This is a genomic window from Bartonella sp. AP21QHHD, from assembly GCF_042196205.1.
Taxonomy (GTDB): Bacteria; Pseudomonadota; Alphaproteobacteria; order Rhizobiales; family Rhizobiaceae; genus Bartonella.
Genome location: NZ_JBHIPT010000122.1, coordinates 49,781 through 72,987, shown reverse-complemented (window position 1 = coordinate 72,987; position 23,207 = coordinate 49,781). Strand labels below are relative to the sequence as shown.

At 39.0% G+C, this 23,207-nt stretch carries 17 protein-coding genes and 1 other RNA gene; all 18 read left to right on the top strand.

Features of this window, described 5'->3' with window-relative positions; translation table 11 throughout:
- Positions 1-426: 426 nt before the first annotated feature.
- The 18 genes from ACFIMC_RS09750 to ftsA all read left to right on the top strand — a co-directional run bounded on the left by ACFIMC_RS09750 (position 427) and on the right by ftsA (position 23,195).
- Positions 427-1,365, top strand: coding sequence for an ArsR/SmtB family transcription factor (locus tag ACFIMC_RS09750; protein WP_375636810.1), 939 nt, complete (start codon positions 427-429; stop codon positions 1,363-1,365).
- A 2,171-nt stretch (positions 1,366-3,536) separates the two neighbouring features.
- Positions 3,537-3,914 carry a hypothetical protein gene (locus ACFIMC_RS09745; RefSeq protein WP_375671885.1) on the top strand — a complete coding sequence of 126 codons (378 nt, stop codon included), beginning with the start codon at positions 3,537-3,539 and terminating at the stop codon, positions 3,912-3,914.
- Positions 3,915-5,272: 1,358 nt separating this feature from the next.
- Positions 5,273-5,782, top strand: a complete 510-nt coding sequence (locus ACFIMC_RS09740; protein ID WP_375671886.1) for a lytic transglycosylase domain-containing protein — start codon at positions 5,273-5,275, stop codon at positions 5,780-5,782.
- Positions 5,783-5,865: 83 nt separating this feature from the next.
- Positions 5,866-6,256: RNase P RNA component class A (gene rnpB, locus ACFIMC_RS09735), an RNA gene on the top strand.
- 264 nt (positions 6,257-6,520) lie between these two features.
- Complete coding sequence (gene rsmH / locus ACFIMC_RS09730; protein ID WP_375671887.1) at positions 6,521-7,519, top strand: 16S rRNA (cytosine(1402)-N(4))-methyltransferase RsmH; 999 nt, start codon at positions 6,521-6,523, stop codon at positions 7,517-7,519.
- Positions 7,516-7,920: a hypothetical protein gene (locus tag ACFIMC_RS09725; protein ID WP_375611988.1), complete on the top strand. Its 405-nt coding sequence runs from the start codon at positions 7,516-7,518 to the stop codon at positions 7,918-7,920. The genes rsmH and ACFIMC_RS09725 overlap by 4 nt, the downstream gene beginning before the upstream one ends.
- On the top strand, positions 7,920-9,662 hold the full coding sequence (locus ACFIMC_RS09720; protein ID WP_375680998.1) for a peptidoglycan D,D-transpeptidase FtsI family protein: 1,743 nt from the start codon (positions 7,920-7,922) through the stop codon (positions 9,660-9,662). Before ACFIMC_RS09725 ends, ACFIMC_RS09720 begins: the two co-directional genes overlap by 1 nt.
- Positions 9,663-9,685: 23 nt before the next feature.
- Complete coding sequence (locus ACFIMC_RS09715; RefSeq protein WP_375611990.1) at positions 9,686-11,137, top strand: UDP-N-acetylmuramoyl-L-alanyl-D-glutamate--2,6-diaminopimelate ligase; 1,452 nt, start codon at positions 9,686-9,688, stop codon at positions 11,135-11,137.
- Positions 11,134-12,555, top strand: a complete 1,422-nt coding sequence (gene murF, locus ACFIMC_RS09710) for a UDP-N-acetylmuramoyl-tripeptide--D-alanyl-D-alanine ligase (protein WP_375668336.1) — start codon at positions 11,134-11,136, stop codon at positions 12,553-12,555. Before ACFIMC_RS09715 ends, murF begins: the two co-directional genes overlap by 4 nt.
- Positions 12,556-12,577: 22 nt before the next feature.
- Positions 12,578-13,648, top strand: coding sequence for a phospho-N-acetylmuramoyl-pentapeptide-transferase (gene mraY, locus ACFIMC_RS09705; protein WP_375611992.1), 1,071 nt, complete (start codon positions 12,578-12,580; stop codon positions 13,646-13,648).
- Positions 13,649-13,652: 4 nt separating this feature from the next.
- Positions 13,653-15,047, top strand: coding sequence for a UDP-N-acetylmuramoyl-L-alanine--D-glutamate ligase (gene murD / locus ACFIMC_RS09700; RefSeq protein ID WP_375680997.1), 1,395 nt, complete (start codon positions 13,653-13,655; stop codon positions 15,045-15,047).
- 143 nt (positions 15,048-15,190) lie between these two features.
- Positions 15,191-16,345 (top strand): FtsW/RodA/SpoVE family cell cycle protein, encoded by a 1,155-nt coding sequence (locus ACFIMC_RS09695; RefSeq protein ID WP_375621370.1) that lies wholly within the window; start codon positions 15,191-15,193, stop codon positions 16,343-16,345.
- Complete coding sequence (murG, locus tag ACFIMC_RS09690; protein ID WP_375671890.1) at positions 16,338-17,474, top strand: undecaprenyldiphospho-muramoylpentapeptide beta-N-acetylglucosaminyltransferase; 1,137 nt, start codon at positions 16,338-16,340, stop codon at positions 17,472-17,474. The genes ACFIMC_RS09695 and murG overlap by 8 nt, the downstream gene beginning before the upstream one ends.
- Positions 17,458-18,885, top strand: a complete 1,428-nt coding sequence (gene murC / locus ACFIMC_RS09685; RefSeq protein ID WP_273790779.1) for a UDP-N-acetylmuramate--L-alanine ligase — start codon at positions 17,458-17,460, stop codon at positions 18,883-18,885. Before murG ends, murC begins: the two co-directional genes overlap by 17 nt.
- Entirely contained in the window at positions 18,863-19,840 is a 978-nt protein-coding gene (gene murB / locus ACFIMC_RS09680; protein ID WP_375613370.1) for a UDP-N-acetylmuramate dehydrogenase, read from the top strand. The genes murC and murB overlap by 23 nt, the downstream gene beginning before the upstream one ends.
- A 237-nt stretch (positions 19,841-20,077) precedes the next feature.
- Positions 20,078-20,998, top strand: a complete 921-nt coding sequence (locus tag ACFIMC_RS09675) for a D-alanine--D-alanine ligase (protein WP_375611998.1) — start codon at positions 20,078-20,080, stop codon at positions 20,996-20,998.
- Positions 20,986-21,897 (top strand): cell division protein FtsQ/DivIB, encoded by a 912-nt coding sequence (locus ACFIMC_RS09670; protein ID WP_375671905.1) that lies wholly within the window; start codon positions 20,986-20,988, stop codon positions 21,895-21,897. Before ACFIMC_RS09675 ends, ACFIMC_RS09670 begins: the two co-directional genes overlap by 13 nt.
- Positions 21,894-23,195, top strand: a complete 1,302-nt coding sequence (gene ftsA, locus ACFIMC_RS09665; protein ID WP_375613372.1) for a cell division protein FtsA — start codon at positions 21,894-21,896, stop codon at positions 23,193-23,195. Before ACFIMC_RS09670 ends, ftsA begins: the two co-directional genes overlap by 4 nt.
- The last annotated feature ends 12 nt before the right edge of the window (positions 23,196-23,207 follow it).

Here is a 23,207-nt window from a genome sequence, read left to right as displayed (position 1 = left end):
CTTGGTCATTGAGCATTATCATCTTTACTTAATAAAAATGCAAGCTGGCATTATCATGTTATTTTTTCTCAATAGTATGCAGTTCTTGTTTTTAGGTGGGCATAAAAGGTATTTTTATCCATCTGTCCCCTCCGTTTATGAGCTGTAAGAGAATGATTTGGATTGATTTATCATGAATAGATTTGAAATGAGAAAAATCTACGGTATTCCGGTTTTTTATTCAAGTTAAAAATGAATTATTATTATAAATCAATGTATTCTCATTATAACGAGAAGCAGGGAGATAAGATCTGTTCGTTTTTTACATTAGCCTATTTTTTTCATAGTATGATAAAATAGAGAGAACAAAATAGATGAGAATATGCGTTGTATGCTTGACTTTTTTTCCTATAAACAAATGTTTATAGGAATGTTTAGGGGATAATTATGAAAAAAAGTGCAAGTTTAGATGCAATGATTGTGCTGCTGAAAGCGGTCGCAGAAGTAAGCCATTTACGTGTTCTTAGGCTCTTACATCATGAAGATTTAACAATTCCTGATTTTATTTTTATTCTTGATCAGTCGCAAGCGTGTATATCACGATATTTACGTTTATTGTACGAAGCACGATTGATTGAGCGTTATCAGAAGGGGGATAGCCTTTATTTTAAGCTTTGTCATGATTTTTGGGGTAAAGACATTGTGATAGGTATTCTTTCGGCTTTGCCAAAGGATGATGTGTTGTTAGCGCATGATTTAGAACGTTTGAAGGATGTTAAAAAGCAGCGTCAAAAAACGAGGAAGAAGCATTTCTTACAAAATGCGTTGCAACGGGATGTATTACGGTCATCCTATATGGCAGATCATGGTGTAGAAAACTCGTTACTTGAAATCATTGGCGATAAACCATTTCAGACGATGTTGAATATTGGAAGAGGTGGAGACTCTATCTTAAAATTGTTTTCTAATCTTTATACGCATGCGGTTCAAGTTGTGCTTGATAGCAATGTTTTTCACTTGTCTGTTGGAGATACAACTTTTGATTTAGTTATTCTTCATTGGGTTTTACATTTTCTTGAAAATCCTGAAATATTCCTTCATGAGATATCAAGTGTTTTGCGTCCTCATGGCCGTTTATTGATTGTGGATTTTGGTTATCATGAAATTGAGTCTTCATATTCTGATCAAGTGCATATGCGTTTTGGATTTTCGGCTTTACAAATAGAACAATGGCTTAAAAATGCGGGACTTGTTCTAGAACAAACGGTTTGTCTTACTCCTATACAAAATGAAAACAGTGAGGAGGGGAGTGCTACGCTTTGGCTTGCTCGTGATCCGCGTTTATTGGTTGACGATATCAAAGATAAACAAGTAGATTTTGCATAAATCGCGTTTGTTAACGTACTTTATACTCTGATTTTTCTCAAGAATAGCGTAGAGATAAAACTTTATTCAATCATTGATAAGCTATTGTTTTTTACATTTGTATTATGTTTTTATATGGGAGTATTGGTGTTTTATAGCGGCGTGTAGGCTGTATAATGAAGCACCTTCTATAGAGTTAAGCCTATGAGGATCATTATTTAAGGTGTTCTTGATATCATATTTATGTTATTAGCCAATATATTGATTTTAAAAGATCATTGATTTTTTTAGACTCAATAAGAGGTTTAAATACAGGAATGTTGTTTCATTTCAAATTTCCTGTTTCAGAATCCGAAAGAGTCTGTTTGTCTGCTACAAAAGAAGGTATTTATCTTAATGATACCGTTTGTAAAAGAAAATACATCTTTCATACATTTTCTAAATGTGGGAGCGGCTGCAATATGATATAATGCCGCACAATATAATCATAGTGAAGGCTCATACCTTCATAAATGTCAAAGATGGTGGTGCCCAATAGATCTTAAAATATCTCTTTAAAACAGGTTTTTAGATAAGGAGTACGTTGGAACTTTTAGTGAGGGGTGCAAAAAGATGCTCTAAAAAGACGAAAAAGTAAAAGGGTAAGACAATGCATTATATTCATAAAAATAAGATCGGCGATGATCTAGGGATAGTCTGTGGCTGAAAGTAGGAAAGAAAAGTGTGATATTACACTAAAGTTTCGTATCTCTTTATCATGAGAAGTTATGAAGGTTATTAAATAAGTCCATTGTTTTTGCCAAAAGTATTTTCTTTCTTTTTATGTTTGCCGCTCATCTTATGACGCAGTCCGTTGGTATAGCGTAAAATTGATAGGGCACCATCGTCTTTAGTTTAAGTAAAAGTTGTAAGCCGGCATCATCGTTTTATGTTTTTTATCCATATGCTTCTTCTTGTTTGTGATGTGCGGTAGTATGGCTATTCATTAATTCAATAGACGAAGATTTAAAATAAGGGAACCTTACGTTCTTGAGATCTCTCATGTAAATTGTAAAATGATGAGTTATGATTGTAAATCAATGAATTGTTTACGTTAGAAGAACAGAATATAAAAATTTTTGAGCATAGAAACTACTGTGTGTATTATTTTACGGGATCATTTAAATGATAGAGATTAAGAGAAAATGTCTGTATTGATTTCGGTTTGTTATGTTAAAATGCGTTAGAGACTGTTGGTTATTGTAAAATGGTTTATCGTTATTTGGAATGACGATGGGGCGTGATTCGAAACAAATACCTTCAGAGCTCTCATTTTTTCATAAGATTAAGCTGTTTAAGTTCCTCATTGATTGTTACATGAGGGATGTAACAATATTTTAATGATCATTTACAGAAATTTTTTATAAAGGTAGATAAGATTTTATTTTCTCTAATTTATTGTTTTAATTTAAATAATTCATAGCTTTCTTGCAAGAAGATATTTTCCATTTTTTACGGTTATTTGTGTAAGATTTTAAAAATCTACGTTTTTCTTTTTGTGGTGATTGCTGTTGGAAAAGTGATTCTACTTTTACGTAGTTTGATTTTTATAGGGTGGATACGTAGAAATTACTGTTTTTTAATATGATCATCAGAGTTATGAAAGAAACTATTTAAAAGTTATAATGATCGTAGATTCTAATTGATGCTTCTTGAAATAAAATTGCTTCAAATTGGGTCATTTTGAACTTTTTTTGCCTAAATTTAAACATTTTTAAATAATTTATAATTCTTTTATGTTTTTTTGCGTAGAAGATGATAAGAATTTCTTGTTGTTTAAAGAATTTTATTCCATAGCAAGAATATTGCATCGGCTATCTTAGTGGTTGATGTAAGAGGACAATCGGGGAACCTCCTCCCCCCCCCCCCGCGTGGATCCCCTAGATTGTCTGGCCTGACTGAGGATTTCCTCAGTCAGGCTTTTTGTAATTATTTTAGGAAATGTAAGGTGTTATTAGGGGGGAGTGTAAGATCTGTTATTGTTTCGCCTATAGTACCTAAATACATAGAAGGGCGAGTCTTATTGGGCGGATAGTGTTAGCGTATTCATTTTTAATAATTTGATTTTTCTTTATTGAGGCATTGTTGCATGTTATAAGGAGAATCATAAGAGGAATCTATGTTTGTATTCTGTGGTCTTTAGGTAAGAGATAATGGGATCTTTTTCGCATCGTATTATTTTTATTTTATTCGTATTTTTTATTTTTGGCGCTGTCTTTTTTGCTTCTCGAAGTGGTGTTGTTTATCAGTTTTTTCTCGGTCGCTCTTCTTTTTCTTCTCAGCAGCTTGATGTAACAGAGGAGGAGTTATTAGAGAGATTATCCGTATCTTTTCCAGATATTATCAAGCATCTTTCTAAAATGACCCCTCAACAGCAAGAGTTGTTTATTGCGCAGCTGCGTCGTGATGTAATTGCGCTTGCTTCTAAAAGTGGTCAGAGTCGTGAGCAGGCTCAAAAATCTGGTGAAACTGTTGCTATGGCTCTCTCGAAAGCGATTTCTCGTCCTTCCGTTGCTAATGCTTATTTTTAGCTATTTTTTTAATCGCGCTTTTGGGTTTTATTTTAAGGAGAAAGAGCTTCTCTTGAAATTTTGAAAAGTGCGAGGAGATGATCAATTTGTAAGGTATTAACAAAATTTATCTCTCAAAAGGTAAGCAATTGGAGTATAAGGGTAATGTTGCAATCATTACAGGAGTGATAGAAAGTCTATCAAGGGTATTGGTCCAAGTTAATTGCATTATCAATCGCTACAATGACAAAAGCAGTATTGACTATAATAAAACACGTTAACTGCATTTTATATGCCGGTTATTTTTTTATTTGATATGAGAAAATAAAATTTTTTAAAGGATTTAAGCTTTTTTTGTTCTACGGATTTTAGGATATTTATCCACTTGTATGATTTCTGAAAATGAGGTGCAAGACTGATAAGATGATAGTCTGTGACAAAGAAAAAATATTTGAATGAAGATGAGAGGTCTATTTTTATTTAAAAAGGCTTTGGGGGTATTGAGTTTTCTAACATTTTTCAAAAAAAATAGACACAAGTAATTGTTAAGCTTTGTTGTAGGGATAAAAACGGATATAACTTTTTTAGTATATTGTTTTATAATGATAATTTATCATTTTATATTGAAGTGAGAATCTTAAGAATTGTAAAATCCTCTCATTTTAAATTTATCCATGGTGAAAAAATTAAAATCAGTTTCTTGTATACCACAAGTAGAGGCTTGTGTGGATAAAAACTCTTTATAAAAAGGAATTAAAAAGCTTCTTTGAGACATCTTGAGAGCTAAAAGTCTGTTCCAATATTTTGAATTGGTAAAGAGTATGATGGTTTTAGTATATTTATGAATTTTTTTATGCGCAATGATGGGGGGATTTGTTTTGTGATTTTTTGAGGTTTTATCGGACATAAAGAGTGCAGTGGGTGTTTATTAATCAGAGAGAAGCGTTGATAACGGTTTATATTTTTTGTGAACCTTTTTTGATATTGAGCATCTTCGGTAAAAAGATGCTCTTGTCTCTCTTTCTTTGAGGGATTGATCTCAATAAAAAAATTAATAATCTTATGTAAAAAATATTACATCTAGTTAAGATGCTATTTTTTTAATATAAAAATTGATTGATACAACAGCGATAGCCGCAAGTTATAGATTATATCATTTTATTTGATACGCTATAAGATTAATTATAGTCTTTTTATTTTATGATATAGAGAAATCTGAGACTTGTGCATAAAGATATATTCTTTTATTTCATAATTTTAGCTTGAAATTGTCTTACTATTTCCTTTTTAAAGACGTTCTTTTGCTTTCTTTTTTGTATAATACATTTGCAAATTACTTGCGGCTAGAATTTGAGAATGTTTGAGTGAAGAGAAAGAAAATGCAATTTTTGAAAATCTTGTTAAATACAGCATGTGCTGTATTTTTTGTATTTGATATAAGTTGGACTCATAGTGTCTTAAATGTTGCGGAATCAGGAGAAACCTCAGTGATTGTTGCTTCTAAGATTTCTGCTCGTCCTTATGAGTTTCTTATTCAGAAACTTGCGAATAAATATAATGTTCCCGTTAATTTAGCACATGCTGTTGTAAAAGTTGAAAGTAATTATAAGGCAGGTATAAAGGGGGCTGCTGGCGAAATAGGTTTGATGCAAATTAAACCCTCTACGGCACGAGGGTTGGGCTTTAGTGGTTCTGTACAGGATTTGTACGATCCTGCGACCAATCTTGAATATGGTATGCGTTATTTGGCAAGGGCCTATAAACTCAGTGGTGGAAGTACGTGTGGTACAATCCTTAAATATAACGCAGGTCATGCTGCAAAAAAAATGAATTCCATTTCAGTGAAATATTGCGCAAAAGTAAAGACTTATCTGGCTTCATTAAAATAAAAACATCTGTTGAGAGAGGTTTGTCATAAAATATTTTAAGATGCTATTTTCACAGAGCAGAAAATGTTTTATAAATCAGTATGTCAGTCGGCTGGGCAGCCGCGCTTGTCTGATACTGAAATACGGCAGGTGAGGAAAGTCCGGGCTCCATGGAAAGACGGTGCCGGGTAACACCCGGCAGGGGTGACCCTAGGGAAAGTGCCACAGAAAGTAAACCGCCTATTTTTATAGGTAAGGGTGAAAGGGTGGAGTAAGAGCCCACCGCGCATTCAGTAATGAATGTGGCAAGGTAAACCCCACCGGGAGCAAGACCAAATAGAAATGACGTGCAAAATTTAATTTGCAGCCGATTTCCGGGCGAGTCATTCGGGTAGGTTGCACGAGGCGGATGGTAACATCCGTCCCAGATGAATGGTTGCCATGTAAAGTGTAAGCTTTACTCTACAGAACCCGGCTTATAGGCCGACTGATATTTCATGATGATAGGCGATATTTTATAAGATCAATTATATATGGTCTTTTATGGAGTCTATGTGTTTGAAATGGACACTTGAGCAAAGGGTGTTTAAAAAAATTATAACATTTCTTTAAGTATAATGCGTTAGGATCTGTTTTGGGATAACTTTAGTTTTTTCGTTCATTGTGATTAATGTGAAAGTTGAAGGTCAGGTTATTCTAAGATCAGTTGCCATGAGAGAGCTGTTGATTTAAGACAGCATAACTTCAAGACGGATTATTTTGATAAAGCAGGATCAAAGAGCTGAACGCCATATTCCAGTGTTGTTACAGCCAGTTTTGGCTGGGCTTATGCCATTGGTTGGAGCAAAAGTGATTGATGGCACCTTTGGTGCTGGTGGGTATACGCGCGCTTTATTAAAGGCAGGAGCACAGGTGATTGCTCTTGATCGTGATCCTCATGCTATCAGCACGGGACAATCGCTTGTTGATGAATTTTTTCCACGCCTTCGTTTGGTCCATATGGCGTTTTCACAGCTCGATCGTGTCGTTGAAGAGAAGGTGGATGCAGTTATTTTGGATATTGGTGTCTCTTCAATGCAGCTTGATGAAGCAGAAAGAGGTTTTTCTTTTCAAAAAGATGGTCCATTGGATATGCGAATGGCTCAGACTGGTTTTACAGCCAGCGATGTTGTCAATCATTTAAAAGCAAGGGATTTGGCACGTATTTTTAAGATATTAGGGGAAGAGCGTTATGCGGGGCGAATTGCACGGATGATTGAAAAGCGTCGTGTTGTGCAGCCTTTTTTGCGTACAGGTGATTTGGCGTATGCTATCGAAACGTTGATAGGACGTAAGCCGGGAGATCGTATTCATCCGGCAACACGTGTATTTCAGGCTCTTCGTATCTATGTTAATGATGAAATTGGTGAATTGGCATGTGGTTTATTTGCTGCTGAACGCGTTTTAAAAGCTGGAGGCCGTTTGGGGGTTGTCAGTTTTCATTCTCTTGAAGATCGTATGGTCAAAAGATTTTTTTCGGCTCGTTCTGGAGAATGTATGAGATCACGCTATCTGCCAGAAATAAAGGCTGCTCCAGCAACATTTTTTCCTTTGTTTCGAGGTGGGATCACGGCAACTAAAGAGGAGTTACAGAAAAATCCTCGTTCACGTTCTGCGAGGTTGCGTATTGGTGTACGGACTGAAGCAGAGGCTCTTGCAGCAGATATGAAATTATTTGGTTTAGCAGAGATTGCCAGTTTTGAAGGCAGCAAAAAATGACAGTTTTTCGTACATTTGATATGATTTTAGTGTTGATTATGATTTGTATGGCAGGACTTACTTATAAGGTAAAATATGATGTTCAAAAGCGAATGAACGAAGTTCTTCATCTTGAGCATGAAATTGCTGCAGCAAAAAATACGGTAAGTTTGCTTCATGCTGAGTGGGCTGTGATGATAAGGCCTTCACGCATGCAAAAACTTGCGAAACGTTATCAGAAAGAACTTGGGTTAGAGGTTATACAGCCGCGTCAAATCGTGGAGTTTAAAGACATTCCGGTACGGGTACATGATCAAATTGAAGAAGTGATTAAACAAAATATCTTGGAAGATAATCAAGATATTTTGACAAATAATCGGGCTTCTCAGATCAATAGTGTTGTCCAAAAAGGCGCGCAGTAATGAAATCGACTTTTTTATTCTCACAGAAGAAAAAGCGCTTAAAGAATTCGTTGAATAATCATAATGTTTCTGTTCGTCGTCCCTATTCTAGTCGTCCACGTTTGCTTTTTTCGTTGTTCTGCTTTTTAATTTTATATGGCATCATGGGGGCTTGCCTTATTTCTTATGGGTTGGAAGGTGGACAGATTGAAGAAGCAAAAGGGCCTAGAGTTCTTCAATTGATGGCACGGCCTGATATCGTTGATCGTAATGGTCGTTTATTGGCAACAGATATTAAAACTTATTCACTTTTTGCTGAGCCACGACGTATTATTGATGTGGATGAAACAATTGAATTGCTCTCAACAGTTTTGCCTGATCTTAATTGGCAGGAAACCTATAAGCGCTTAAAAAGAAAATCTAGTTTTTCTTGGATACAGCGGGGGTTAACACCAATGCAGAAGACGCAAATTATGGCTCTTGGTATACCAGGAATTGGTTTTCGGACTGAAATTCGTCGTTTTTATCCTGATGGACCTGTAACTTCCCATATTCTCGGTATGGTGAATGTTGATAATCAGGGCATTGCAGGTATGGAAAAATATATTGATGATGCGGGGTTGAGTGCTTTGCGTGCCGCTGGTCTTGCCATGGAAGAATCGTTAAAACAAGTTCAGCTTTCGATTGATGTGCGTGTTCAGGCAATTGTTCATGATGAACTTATTCAGGCTATGAAGCGTTATAAGGCAATTGCTGCAGGAGCTGTTATTTTAAATATACATACGGGGGAAGTTTTGGCTTTGGCATCACTACCAGATTTTGATCCTGGAAATCCTATCGAAGCTTTAAAAAGTGATCGTCTCAATCGGATGACGGCAGGAGCTTTTGAAATGGGATCAATTATTAAAAGTTTTACGACCGCCATGGCACTTGATTCCAATATTTTTCATTTAAACAGTATTATTGATGCTTCAAAGCCAATAAAAGCAAGTAGTGGGTATACTATTCATGATTTTCATGGAAAAAATCGACCCTTAACGTTATGGGAGGTTTTTATTTATTCTTCTAATATTGGTTCTGCTAAAGAGGCATTGGCGATAGGGATTGATAAACATCGTGGTTTTTTACAAAAACTTGGATTACTGGATCGTCTCACAACAGAGTTGCCTGAAGTTGCCCACCCTATTGTGCCACATCATTGGAAGGATATACATTCTATGACGATTTCTTTTGGGCATGGTATGGCAACAACACCCTTGCAAACAGCTGTCGGGGCTGCTGCTTTAATGAATGGTGGTTGGTTAATTGCTCCGACATTTTTAAAACGGACAAAAGAACAAACTCTGCACCATGCAAAACGGGTTTTGCAGGCTAAAACAAGTCAAAATATGCGTTACCTTTATCAATTAAATAGTGATATTGGTTCTGGACGTAATGCAAAAGTAGAAGGCTATCGTGTAGGTGGTAAGACAGGAACAGCTGAAAAAGTTGAAAATGGAAAATATTCTAAAACAAAAAATTTCAATAGTTTTCTTGCTGCTTTTCCTATTGAAGATCCTGCTTATGTTGTTTTAACAATTATCGATGAACCAAAGCCAGAGGAGGGACAGCGTTCAGCAACAGCGGGAATGAATGCTGGACCAATGCTTGCTAATATTGTTCGTCGCACAGCTAGTTTTCTTGGTGTAAAACCCGATTTTAAAAAAGAATATGAGCCTCTTTTAAGTAAAAAGAGCAATTCAAGTTTCGTTAAACAACGGTAAAATGAATATAAAGGTGCGTTATCATGTTGTTGGGAACAGTTTTTACAGAATGTGTTGAAGATGAAAGTCTTTCTTCAATAGAAATAACAGGAATAAGTGTGGATTCTCGGCAAGTTTTGCCAGGCTATGTTTTTGTCGCTGTTCAAGGAAAAAAAAGTGATGGAAGGCACTATATAGATGATGCGATAAAGCGTGGCGCACGAGCAATCGTTACAGATTATCATGCTGTTCTTGAGGATTTATCTGTTCCCATTTTACGTGTTTCTAATGTTCGTCATAGTTTAGCGTTGGCAGCTGCACGTTTTTACGGTTCTCAGCCTGAAACGGTTGTTGCTGTGACTGGTACAAGTGGTAAAACATCTGTTGTCTCTTTTCTTCGGCAAATTTGGACTTATGCTGGATTTTGTGCTGCGAGTATAGGAACGGTTGGTGTTGTTTCTCCTAAACGGAATGTTTATGGTTCTCTCACAACACCTGATCCGGTCGTCTTGCACCGTCTTCTTTATGAAATTTCTCATGAAGGTGTGACTCATGCAGCTCTTGAAGCTTCTTCGCATGGGCTTGACCAAGGACGACTTGATGGAGTTCGTTTAACGGCTGGTGCCTTTACCAATTTAGGGCGAGATCACATGGATTATCACACGGGGGTAGAGGATTATTTGCGGGCTAAAATGAGGTTGTTTGATACACTTTTGCCTGTATCTGCTCCTGCTTTGATTTTTGCTGATGATGTTTATTCACAAAAGGTTATTGATGTTGTTACACAAGCGCGCCGCCGTGTCTTGACAATTGGTCGTAAGGGGCAATTTATCACGATTAATCGTGTCGAACATCAACGCTCAAAACAGTGTATTGAGTGTCGTGTGGAAAACAATATTTATACATTTGATTTGCCTTTAGCTGGAGATTTTCAGGTCGCCAATGCGCTTATGGCAGCGGGGTTAGCAATTGCAACGGGCGTTTCACCTCGTAAGGTTTTTTCTGCGCTTGAAACTTTGCAGGGGGCACCTGGGCGGTTAGAGTTTGTGGGAAAGACAGAAAATAATGCGCTTGTTTACATTGATTATGCCCATAAACCAGAAGCTTTGGAGCAGGTTTTGCTTTCTGTTCGTCCCTTTACGCAAGGGCGCTTGATCGTTGTTTTTGGTTGTGGAGGAGATCGTGATCAAGGGAAAAGACCTTTGATGGGAAAAATTGCGGCGGATAAAGCGGACATTGTTATTGTAACGGATGATAATCCTCGCACAGAAATGCCAGAAAAAATACGCAAGGATATTTTACAGGCGGTGCCAACAGCAATAGAGATAGCAGATCGTGGAGAGGCTATTTCTTACGCGGTGGAGCTTTTGAAAGTTGGTGATACATTAATCATTGCTGGAAAAGGTCATGAGGATGGCCAAATTATAGGGCAGACAACTTATCCTTTTTCAGATCGTCTGAAAGCGATAGAAGCTTTAGAGGACCGAAAGAAATGACAGCTTTATGGGATAAGCAAGCACTTGTTGCTGCAGTTAATGGTGTTGTAATGGGAAGCCTGCCAGAAACTTTTTCTGGGGTTTCCATTGATAGCCGTACTCTTGCGGAAGGGGATGTTTTTTTCTGCATTAAAGGGCATCATCTTGATGGTCATGATTTTGCTGCGCAAGCTTATGAACGAGGTGCAGGCGTTCTTATCGTTGCGGAACACCGTTTGAGGGATATGAAAAAGATATCGGCTCCACTCATTGTCGTTCCTGATGTTTTGAAAGCCTTAGAACAACTTGCACAAGCTGCACGCAAACGTTCAAGAGCTAAGATTATCGCGATAACAGGATCGGTGGGAAAAACAACGACAAAAGAAGCTTTGAAACAAGCACTTGCAACGGCTGGGAATGTTCATGCGAATCTCGCTTCTTTAAACAATTGCTGGGGGGTTCCACTCACTTTAGCGCGGATGCCTGTGGAGAGTGATTATGGTATCTTTGAAATTGGCATGAATCACAGAGATGAAATTCGCCCTCTGGTCAAACTGGTTTGTCCGCATGTTGCTCTCATTACGCATATTTGTGCAGGACATATGGGTTTTTTCAAGGATCTTGAAGAAATAGCAAAGGCAAAAGCTGAAATTTTTGAAGGATTGGATGAGGAAGGCATTGCCATTTTAAATGCGGATAGTGATTTTTTTTCTTATCTCGTTCAAAAAGCAAAGAAATGCGGTGTAAAAAAGATCTTAAGCTTTGGTGAGACTAAAGATGCTGATTATCAAGCGCATGATATACGTCTTCTAACCGATAGTTCTTCTATGATTGTGCGTATGGGGGGGCGGGATAGGGAGGTCCAAATTGGTGCTCCTGGGCGCCATATTGTGCAAAATAGTTTAGGGGTTATTGCTGCTTGTGATGCTATGGGGGTTGAGCTAGAGCCTGTTTTTCTTTCTTTTCGCCATTTTTCTTCTCAAAAGGGGCGAGGTGTTCGTTATCGACTGTCTTTATCAAATGGGGGTGAATTTTATCTCATTGATGAAAGCTATAATGCAAATCCTGCTTCTATGCGTGCTGCACTTGAGCTTCTTGCTACAGGGCCTGTAGGGAAAGGGGGGCGGCGAATTGCTATTTTAGGAGATATGCTAGAGTTAGGGGAGTATAGTGAAAAGCTTCATCGTGATTTAATAAAACCAATACGTCTTTCTGGTGCTAATCCGGTTTTTCTATTTGGTGAGGCGATGAAATCTTTAGTCAGTGATTTGTCTGCTGGTGTTAAGGTTCATTATGCTGAAAATATTGAGAAAATTTTATCGCTTCTTTTAGCAGAAATTTCTTCTGGGGATCTGCTTATGGTTAAATCATCCAATAGCCTTTGTTCATCAAATATTGTGACTGCATTGCTTGATCGCTATAAAGCGGTTTCTTCATAGTTTTAAGAGGTTTTTTTATTCCATGATGCTATTTTTTTCTTCGTTTAGTGATTGGCTTCCAGGTGTGAATGTATTTCGTTATATTACTTTTCGCACGATAGCGGCTATGCTTACTTCGGGGCTTATCGTCTTTTTGTTTGGACCTAGCATCATTGCTTCTCTTAAATTGCGGCAGGGTAAGGGGCAACCGATTCGTGCTGATGGTCCTCAAACACATTTTAAAAAGGCTGGAACACCTACAATGGGTGGATTGATGATTTTAATCGGCATTGTGGTATCGGCATTTTTATGGGGTAATTTATCGAATATTTACTTTTGGGTATCGCTATTGGTTATGCTTTCTTTTGGGGGAATTGGATTTTATGACGATTATCTTAAGGTCACAAAACAAACAGACAAAGGATTTTCTGGGAAAGCACGGTTAAGCTTGGAGTTTTTTGTTGCGGCAATTGCGGCTTTTGCCATCTTGAAAATTGGCTCATCTGGATTAGCTTTGCCTTTTTTAAAAGATTATCTTATCAATTTGGGCTGGTTTTTTATTCCTTTTTCTGCTTTCGTCATTGTTGCGACGGGTAATGCGGTTAATTTAACGGATGGACTCGATGGGCTTGCTATTGTTCCTGTGATGGTTGCAGCTTTATCTTTTGCTCTGATTGCTTATCTTTCTGGTAATATGAATTTTGCTGATTATCTCCAAATCCATTATGTATCGGGAACAGGTGAATTGGCTGTTTTATTGGGAGCTGTTGTTGGGGCAGGGCTTGGTTTTTTATGGTTTAATGCACCACCTGCAGCTATTTTTATGGGAGATACTGGTTCATTGGCTCTTGGAGGATTATTGGGGACTGTTGCGGTTGCTACGAAACACGAAATTGTTTTGGTTCTTATTGGTGGGCTTTTTGTTGTGGAAGCTTTTTCGGTCGTTATTCAGGTTGGTTATTTCAAATTAACAAGAAAACGCGTGTTTCTTATGGCACCGATACATCATCATTTTGAGAAAAAAGGCTGGACTGAAAGCCAAGTCGTGATACGCTTTTGGATTATTTCGATTGTTCTCGCTCTCATAGGTCTTTCAACACTTAAATTGCGGTGAGAATGTGATTTCTGTTACGTGTTATAAAGGTCAAAAAGTTGCTCTGTTTGGATTGGGACAGTCTGGACTAGCAACGGCACAAGCATTGATGTGCGGTGGCGCAGAAGTGGTGGCGTGGGATGATAGTTCTTTAAGCGTGCAAATGGCTTTTCGGCACAATATTCCAACACGAGATCTCCGTTATGAAGATTGGTCAGAATTTGTTGCATTGATTGTAGCTCCTGGAGTTCCTTTAAGTTATCCTCAGCCCCATTGGATTGTTGAAAAAGCACGAAAAAAAAATATAGAAATTATCGGTGATATTGAATTATTTGTTCGTGCGCGCCAGCATTTTTTACAACATTATGGTTTGTGTGACCAAGATGTTCCTTTCATTGCGATTACGGGGACGAATGGGAAGTCAACCACAACGGCTTTACTTGCGCATTTGTTGGAAAAAATGGGCTATGATGTGCAGATGGGGGGAAATATCGGAAAAGCAATATTGACGCTTAAGCCATTTGTTAAAAAACGTATCTATGTGATTGAATGTTCATCATTTCAAATTGATCTTACTCCCTCTCTTCAGCCGACCATTGGACTTTTATTGAATTTAACACCTGATCATATTGATCGACATGGGAGTTTTGCCTGTTATGTGCAAACCAAAAGGCATCTGATTGCTCAGGCTTCTCAGGCTTTCATTTCAGTTGATGATGCAGCTTGTCGGGTTTTATATCAACAGTTACTTCATGATGGGAAGCAAATTGAGGCAATTTCCAAGGATCATTTTGTTGAAAATGGTTTTTATGCAGATGGGACCAAGCTCTTTTCTGTTCGTCAAGGACAGAGTCATATGCTTGCAGATCTTGCTCCTATGGCGGGGTTACGTGGGAGTCATAATGCGCAAAATGCCCTTATGGCATTAGCAACATTGCAGGCTTTAAAAATAACCGATCCTTCTGTGAACAAGCATTTGGCAAGTTATAAAGGGTTGGATCATCGTATGCAGCAGGTGCGTAAAATGGGGGCGGTTTTGTTTATCAATGACAGCAAGGCTACTAATGCAGATGCAACAGCTCCTGCGCTTTCCACCTTTAATGATATTTTTTGGATTGTTGGAGGACAGGCAAAAAAGGGAGGGATAGTGTCTCTTAGAGAATTTTTTCCTAAAATTCGTAAAGCTTATTTGATTGGGAGCGCGGCGGAAGAATTTGCTCGCACTATTGGATCTGCTTTTCCCTTTTCTATGAGCTTAACTTTGAAAAATGCGGTGCGTGAAGCAGCTGTTGACGCAATGGGTTGTAAGGAAAAAGAGGTGACGGTTCTTTTGTCACCTGCTTGTGCAAGTTATGACCAATTTAAAAATTATGAAATGCGAGGCGAAGCATTTGTCTCTTTTGTGATGCAGTTACAATAAAAAAGCATCAGTTATAAAAAAATATTTTTGCGTTAAGACTCCAGAATCTTTTTTTGTGTAATTTAGTTTTTAAAGTGTTTGTTAAACAGGCTGGGGAACCATATTACTTTGAGATAATTTATAAAATGGATAAGGTGGATACCATGGTGACGCGTGCAGATAGAGATCCAATTGCTAATTGGTGGTGGACGATTGATCGCTCTATCTTTGCAGCTTGTTTAATTTTAATGGGAATTGGCATTATGCTGTCTTTTGCTGCCAGCCCTATTATTGCAAAAAAAATCGGAATTGCTGATAGTTTTTATTTTGTTCGGTGGCATATCATTTTTAGCATTTCAGCATTTTTTACGATGGTTACCATTTCCTTTTTTTCGCTTTCTAATATTCGTCGTTTATGTGCTCTTTTGCTCATTGTAACGCTTGCTCTTATGGTTGCAACCTTATTTTGGGGTCCAGAATTAAAGGGAGCACGGAGGTGGATTCTACTATTTGGTTTTTCTGTACAGGCTTCAGAGTTTATGAAGCCAGCTTTTGTGGTTATGTCCGCTTGGCTTTTTTCGGAACAGATACGCAAGAGGGGCATTCTGGGTTATACGTTAGCGATTCTACTTTATGCCATTTGTTGTGTGCTTCTGGTTTTGCAGCCTGATATTGGACAAACAGTTTTAATAAGTGCAACATGGGGGGGGCTGTTTTTTATTGCTGGTGTCCCTCTTACTATTATTTTTCTCTTTCTCATTTTAGGCGTTGTAGGAATTATTTTAGCTTATTTTTTTCTGCATCATGTGCGCGAGCGGATCAATGGTTTTTTGACAGGTGAAGGAGATACTTTTCAAGTAGATGTGGGACGTGAGGCTATTTTGAATGGTGGTTGGTTTGGGCAAGGTCCTGGGGAGGGCACAGTAAAACGTATCATTCCTGATAGCCATACAGATTTTGTATTTTCCGTTGCTGCTGAAGAATATGGTATTATTCTTTGTTTATTAATTATGATGCTGTTTGGCTTTATCGTTATGCGTTCATTGTATATAGCCATGAATACACGTGATTCCTTTATACGTCTTGGTATTACTGGCATAGCAATGATGATTGGCTTTCAATCAGCTATTAATATGGCCGTTAATCTTCACTTAATTCCTCCAAAAGGTATGACATTGCCTTTTATTTCTTATGGTGGTTCTTCGATGGTGGCGATTGCGTTTTCAATGGGCATTTTGCTTAGTTTAACACGTCGTTGGCCAGAAGCGCGCCTTTCAGCTTTTTCTTCCTCTTCTGTCTTGGATACCCCTTATGAATGATAAAAAAGTTATTATTTTGGTGGCTGGTGGTACAGGTGGACATCTTTTTCCTGCTGAAGCCCTTTCTGTTGAATTAAGGCAGCGTGGATATGATGTTCATTTAATAACAGATGAAAGAGCACGCCCTTTTGTTCGGTGTTTTGATGAAGAGCATATTCATATCGTTTCATCGGCAACATTTACACGACGCCATCCTTTTGCTCTGATAAAGACGTTTTGGTCTTTGCTAAGGGGTATGGGGCAATCGTTGGCGTTGTTTTATAAATTACGTCCTGTTCTTGTTGGAGGATTTGGGGGGTATCCGAGCTTTCCTCCTCTTTTTATTGCGGCTTTAACGAGGCGTGTGACATTTATTCATGAACAAAATGCTGTTATGGGGCGTGCCAATCGGATGTTGGCAATTTTTGTGCGTGCAATCGCTGGTGGTTTGTTGTCACCAAGTGGCGCTTATGCTCATAAAATACTTTTGACGGGGAATCCTGTCCGTGAGGCTGTGTTGAAGGCGGCCAAAATTCCTTATCATTCTTCAGGGGGAGAAAAGCCATTTAATTTTTTGATTTTTGGAGGTAGCCAAGGGGCTTCTGCTTTTTCACATATTGTTCCAGAAGCTATTGCTTTATTTGATGATAAGAACCGTAAACGTTTACGAATTGTACAGCAAGTCCGCGGTGAAGCAGGAAGGTTGATCAAAATCTATCGTGATATGGGGGTACAAGCAGAAGTTGCTCCTTTCTTTGATGATATGGCTGAACGTATGGCACATGCTCATTTTATTTTGTCGCGCGCTGGGGCTTCGTCCGTTTGTGAGATAGCGGTGATTGGTAGACCTGCTTTGCTTGTTCCCTATCCCCATGCTTTAGATCATGATCAGGCTGCCAATGCAGCTCTGCTTGCTCGTGTAGGTGGTGCGCAAATTGTATCAGAAAAAGATTTGAATGCACAAAAGCTTTTTTCTCTTTTAATGCACGCTTGTTGTGCACCCCATTTATTGGAAAAACAAGCGCTTGCTGCAAAACAAGTTGGGCAACCTCATGCAACCCGTTGCCTTGCTGATATGGCTGAATCCTTAATTGCAGGGCGATTGTTGTCAGATATAAAAGAGGAGCTTTTTAATGAAAATGCCACTTGATATAGGCGTTATCCATTTTATCGGAATCGGGGGGATCGGTATGAGTGGAATTGCGGAGGTTTTTTATAATCTTGGCTATAAAGTTCAAGGGTCAGATCAAGTTGAAAGTGCAAATGTTGAACGTTTGCGGAAAAAGGGAATTAACGTTCATATAGGTCATTGTGCTGAAAACTTAGGGAATGCAGAGGTTGTTGTTTTTTCTACTGCCGTTAAAAAAACAAATCCTGAGTATATTGCTGCAAAGGAAAGACATTTACCGCTTGTTAGACGTGCAGAAATGCTGGCGGAGCTGATGCGGTTTCGGCGTGCAATTGCGGTGGGTGGTACACATGGTAAAACAACAACCACATCAATGGTTGCAGCCCTTCTTGATGCTGGTCATTTTGATCCAGTGGTGATTAATGGCGGTATTATTAATGCTTATGGTACGAATTCTCGTACAGGAGATGGCGATTGGATGATTGTTGAAGCTGATGAAAGTGATGGTACATTTTTAAAGCTGCCTGCTGATATTGCTGTTATTACTAATATTGACGCTGAGCATTTGGATCATTATGGAAGTTTTGATGCTGTGCGTGAGGCTTTTCGGCAATTCGTAGAAAATGTTCCCTTTTATGGTTTTGCTGTTTTGTGCCTTGATCATCCAGAGGTTCAGTCATTGGCGGGCCGTATTGATGATCGTTGGGTGATCACTTATGGTGCAAATCCACAAGCAGATGTTCGTTTTCTTAATCTTTCGATGGATGGTCAAAAAACGCATTTTGATGTTCTTGTTCGCTCACGCAAAACAGGAAGAAAGATTGAGTTGAAAAATATGCTTTTGCCTATGGCAGGGCAGCATAATGTTGCCAATGCAACGGCGGCGATTGCTATTGCGCATGAACTTGGCATTTCAAATGAAGCTATAAAAAGGGGCTTAGCAGAATTTGGCGGAGTAAAACGGCGTTTTACGCGAACAGGAAGTTGGCGTGGCATTGAAATATTTGATGATTATGGACATCATCCTGTCGAAATAAAGGCTGTTTTGCGTGCTGCACGTGAGAGTGCAAAAGGGCGTGTTATTGCGATTGCACAACCCCATCGGTATTCACGGTTGTATCATTTATTTGATGATTTTGCTGCTTGTTTTAATGATGCAGATACAGTGTTGATTACGCCCGTTTATGCGGCTGGTGAAGAGCCTATTGTAGGATTTGGTTCTCAAGAATTGGTAGAGCATATTAAAATGGCGGGTCATCGTGATGTGCGCTTGATACATGGTTTGGAAGATGTTGTGTCTCTTGTCTCAAAATTTGCTCAGGCAGAGGATTATGTTGTTTTTCTTGGTGCTGGCAATATCACACAATGGGCTTGTGCTTTGCCTCATCAGTTAGCGGTATTGGATGGTCATGATAAATTTTCAGCACATTGATGGTGAGGCGCTATTGGCGCAATTGCAACCACTGTTGGGTGGCGTGAGAGGAAAGCTTACACCTAATGTTGAGATGCGTAAGGTAACGTGGTTTCGCACGGGCGGGTTGGCAGAGCTTTTTTATCAGCCTGTTGATGAAGAAGATTTGGCTCTCTTTCTTCAAAATTTGCCTGAATTTGTTCCTGTAACAATTGTCGGTATTGGTTCTAATCTTCTGGTGCGTGATGGGGGGGTTCCTGGTGTTGTGATTCGTCTTTCGCCAAAAAAATTTGGGCAAGTGAAGCAAGTTTCTCCAAAAGGCTTTTTAGTTGGTGCTGGTACGGCGGATAAACATTTAGCTGCTGCCGCTTTAGAAGCTGAGATTGCAGGTTTTCATTTTTATCATGGTATTCCTGGAGGTCTTGGAGGAGCTCTCAAAATGAACGCGGGTGCGAATGGTGTTGAAACCGCAGCGCGTGTTGTCGAGGTCTATGCGCTGGATCGTAAAGGGCAACGTCATATCTTGAGTGTGAAAGATATGCATTATTCCTATCGCCATTGTGATATTCCTAAAGATTTTATTTTTACGGCTGCTTTATTAGAAGGAAAACTCGGCAATAAAGATGATATTCGTGCTGCTATGGATGAAGTTGCCCTCCACAGAGAAACAGTGCAACCTATTCGCGAAAAAACAGGGGGATCAACTTTCAAAAATCCTGAGAATACATCCGCGTGGCGCGTGATTGATGAAGCAGGGTGTCGTGGTTTACGGATTGGTGGCGCTCAAATGAGTGAAATGCACTGTAATTTTATGATTAATACAGGGCAAGCAACAGGATATGATCTTGAAGCATTGGGAGAAACAGTGCGTGCGCGTGTTTTTGCAAATTCAGCCCACCTTTTACAATGGGAAATAGAGCGTATTGGTCAATTTGAGCGTGGTCGAAGTGTTTCTCCTTTTGATCCATTTCATTGATTTATTGTTCACTAAAAAGTGAAAATAAAAAATTGAGTCATTTCAAAGAGATAATAAAAAATTTCTATTAAGAATCAATAAATTAACAAAGAATCTCTTGCATCAGGCTTTTGAGTCTGATTCATTATGCAAAATGCTAGGTTATTGATTCGCAAGGATAAACTTTGTTTTTCCTGTATGTAGTGCTGATGTGTTCTATATAGACTACATATAGTATGCGAAAGAGGGTGATTTATTATGAAAGATAAACATATAGCTGTGTTAATGGGAGGTTTTTCTTCTGAACGGTCTATAAGTTTATCTTCAGGGGCGGCGTGTGCTGATGTTTTAGAGGTGCAGGGGTATCGCGTGAGCCGCGTGGATGTTGATGCTCATATTGCTTCTGTTCTTGAACAGTTGCAGCCCGATATTGCCTTCAATGCATTGCATGGTCCATTTGGTGAAGATGGTCGGATTCAGGGGATTCTTGAATATTTAAAAATTCCTTATACTCATTCTGGCGTGATGGCATCTGCTTTGGCAATGGATAAGGGACGTGCAAAAATTATCGTTGCAAATGTTGGGGTTTGTGTTGCTCCTTCTCGTATCATGAGCCGCTTTGCTTTGGGCCGAACGCATCCCATGGAGCCTCCTTATGTAATTAAACCTGTGTGTGAAGGATCAAGTTTTGGTGTTGTCATTGTTCAAGGAAATGAAGCTGCACCGCCGCATAATATTGGGGGAGCTGAGTGGGGGTATGCCGATGAGGTGATGATTGAAAAATATATTCCTGGTCGTGAATTGACTTGTGCTGTTTTGGGGAACGAAGTGCTGGATGTGTGTGAAATTCTTCCCGATAAACACTTTCCATTCTACGATTATGACTCAAAATATAAAACGGGTGGTTCTCTTCACATTTGTCCTGCACAACTTTCACTAAATATTTACCAAAGTGTGCAAAGAATGTCTTTAGCAGCCCATCAGGCGATAGGGTGTCGAGGTGTTAGCCGTTCTGATTTTCGTTTTGATGAAAAAACGGGAGAATTGGTTTGGCTTGAAATTAATACGCAACCAGGTATGACCTCGACGTCTCTTCTTCCTGATATTGCAAAAGCGAGCGGCCGTACTTACGGCGATATTGTTCAATGGATGGTGGAGGACGCATCATGTATGCGTTGAATGTTAATAAAACAAATGTTCCGATGGAGGTGCTTTCAGTGCCGGCTTTGCCACGTCTTTATCGTCGTTTTCTTCGGTTTATGTTTGAGTTTGTTTTTGTCAATATTCATATTCCACGCCATTTCGGCTCTTTTGCTGTTGTGTGGTTTTTCTTTGTTACGGCTTTTTATGGACTTTCATCAAGTGGTCAGATGACTGTGATCGTAAATACGATCATATTGGATAGTAGTTTTGTGGTCACTCATGTCGATATAAGCGGTAATAAGCGCTTGGCAAAGCAGGATATTTTTAAAATTTTAAAACTTGATGTTGCGCCTTCTATATTCACTTTTGATGTTGAAAGAGCGCGTTCTCTGTTGGAAAAACAGGCTTGGGTGCAATCGGCTAATGTTCAGAAAATTTATCCCAATAGAATGCGCATTTCCATCGTGGAGCGTGAACCCTATGCCATTTGGCAACATGATGGCATAATGGATATTGTTGATAATACAGGTCGTGTCATTGTGCCTTTTAAAGGAGAAATTGTTCGGGATTTACCTCTTGTGGTTGGGCAGGGTGCACAAAATGCTGCTAAAGTGTTTATTCAAGCGCTGTCAGTCTATCCGGAAGTATATGATCGTATTCGTGCTTTTGTGCGGGTAGGTGATCGACGTTGGGATCTTGTTTTGAATAATGGAATGCGCGTTATGTTGCCTGAAAATGGTGCTCTTGAAAGGCTTTCTTCTCTTTCTTCGTCCGGTACAATGCAAGATCTTTTATCTCGCGATATTCTCAGTGTTGATTTACGTCTTGCTGATCGAATTACTGTTTCTTTATCAGATGAAACGTTGGAGCGTTATCATACTACTGTAGCAGAAGAAGAACGTATTTTAAAAGCGCGAAAGGCAGGAAGCCTATGATGCTACTCAGATCACATCATTTGAAGGGGCGTAAAACACGTTTTTTAACGGTACTTGATGTCGGTTCAAGTAAGATTGTTTGTCTTATTGCTTGTTTGCGTCCTTTGAAGCATGCACACTATTTACATGGTCGTACACATTCTACGGAAATTCTAGGCTTTGGAGTGCAGCGTTCACGTGGTATTAAATCCGGTGTTGTCATGGATATGTTTGCAGCAGAACAATCAATAAGATTGGCTGTTGATGCGGCAGAAAAAATGGCGGGTTTGGTGGTGGATTCAGTGATTGTGAATTTTTCCTCAAGTCGATTACAAAGTGCTTTGATTAATGGAAAGGTTCATTTGAATGGTCGTGAAGTCACTAAGCGTGATATGCGTATGGCCTTTTCAGATGTTTCGCGTAAAGCCTTTGATGCTGAACGTCATGTTATGCACTCAGTTCCAGTTTCTTATGTATTGGATGGAGATAAAGGAATTTTTGATCCTATTGGCATGGCAGGGGAAACATTTGGTGTCGACGTGCATGTGGTAACAGCAGAAACAGCCTCTTTGCGTAATTTGGAAACTTGTATTAATCGTGCACATTTGAGTGTTGAAGCAATGGTTGCTACTCCCTTTGCAAGTGGTCTTGCTGTCTTGATGAATGATGAGGCGCGTTTAGGGGCTGCATGTATTGATTTTGGTGGTGGAACAACAACATTTTCAGTGTTTTTTGAGGGGAAATTTATTCATGCAGATGCTCTTGCTGTTGGGGGGCATCATGTCACTCTTGATGTTGCGCGCGGATTTTCTATGTCTTTAACAGAGGCGGAACGTTTAAAAGTTGTTTATGGTTCAGCACTTTTAACAAGTGCTGATGAGCGGCAAATGATTAATGTAGCAGAAATTGGGAGTGAACAGCGTGAAACTCAATATCCTCGCGCGGTTCTTGGGCGTATCATTCGTGCGCGTGTTGAAGAAATTTTAGAAATGGTCCGTGATTGTTTAAATCGTTCTGGTTTTGGTCACATCATTGGTAAACGTGTTATTTTGACTGGGGGAGCAAGCCAGTTAACAGGATTGCCAGAAATGGCACGTACTATATTAGGAAGAAATGTTCGTATCGGGCGGCCTTTAGGTATTTCGAGGCTTCCTTCTCTTGCAAAAGGGGCGGCGTTTACATCTGCTGTTGGGTTGTTAATTTATCCGCAATTGGTGGGTTTTGAAGAAAAAACAATGCAGGCGGCAGGAAATCATTTATCGATGGGCACGCGTGGATATTTTCAGCGTGTTGGTCAGTGGTTGCGTGAGAGTTTTTAGTTAAGTCTAGTT

Coding starts and splice junctions, on each gene's coding strand:
- murC (WP_273790779.1), top strand. CDS start 17,458: ATGAAAATGCCACTTGATATAGGCGTTATCCATTTTATCGGAATCGGG.
- ACFIMC_RS09670 (WP_375671905.1), top strand. CDS start 20,986: ATGTATGCGTTGAATGTTAATAAAACAAATGTTCCGATGGAGGTGCTT.
- ACFIMC_RS09695 (WP_375621370.1), top strand. CDS start 15,191: ATGGTGACGCGTGCAGATAGAGATCCAATTGCTAATTGGTGGTGGACG.
- ACFIMC_RS09715 (WP_375611990.1), top strand. CDS start 9,686: ATGTTGTTGGGAACAGTTTTTACAGAATGTGTTGAAGATGAAAGTCTT.
- ACFIMC_RS09740 (WP_375671886.1), top strand. CDS start 5,273: ATGCAATTTTTGAAAATCTTGTTAAATACAGCATGTGCTGTATTTTTT.
- mraY (WP_375611992.1), top strand. CDS start 12,578: ATGATGCTATTTTTTTCTTCGTTTAGTGATTGGCTTCCAGGTGTGAAT.
- murF (WP_375668336.1), top strand. CDS start 11,134: ATGACAGCTTTATGGGATAAGCAAGCACTTGTTGCTGCAGTTAATGGT.
- ACFIMC_RS09675 (WP_375611998.1), top strand. CDS start 20,078: ATGAAAGATAAACATATAGCTGTGTTAATGGGAGGTTTTTCTTCTGAA.
- ftsA (WP_375613372.1), top strand. CDS start 21,894: ATGATGCTACTCAGATCACATCATTTGAAGGGGCGTAAAACACGTTTT.
- ACFIMC_RS09750 (WP_375636810.1), top strand. CDS start 427: ATGAAAAAAAGTGCAAGTTTAGATGCAATGATTGTGCTGCTGAAAGCG.
- murB (WP_375613370.1), top strand. CDS start 18,863: ATGATAAATTTTCAGCACATTGATGGTGAGGCGCTATTGGCGCAATTG.
- ACFIMC_RS09745 (WP_375671885.1), top strand. CDS start 3,537: ATGGGATCTTTTTCGCATCGTATTATTTTTATTTTATTCGTATTTTTT.
- murG (WP_375671890.1), top strand. CDS start 16,338: ATGAATGATAAAAAAGTTATTATTTTGGTGGCTGGTGGTACAGGTGGA.
- ACFIMC_RS09720 (WP_375680998.1), top strand. CDS start 7,920: ATGAAATCGACTTTTTTATTCTCACAGAAGAAAAAGCGCTTAAAGAAT.
- ACFIMC_RS09725 (WP_375611988.1), top strand. CDS start 7,516: ATGACAGTTTTTCGTACATTTGATATGATTTTAGTGTTGATTATGATT.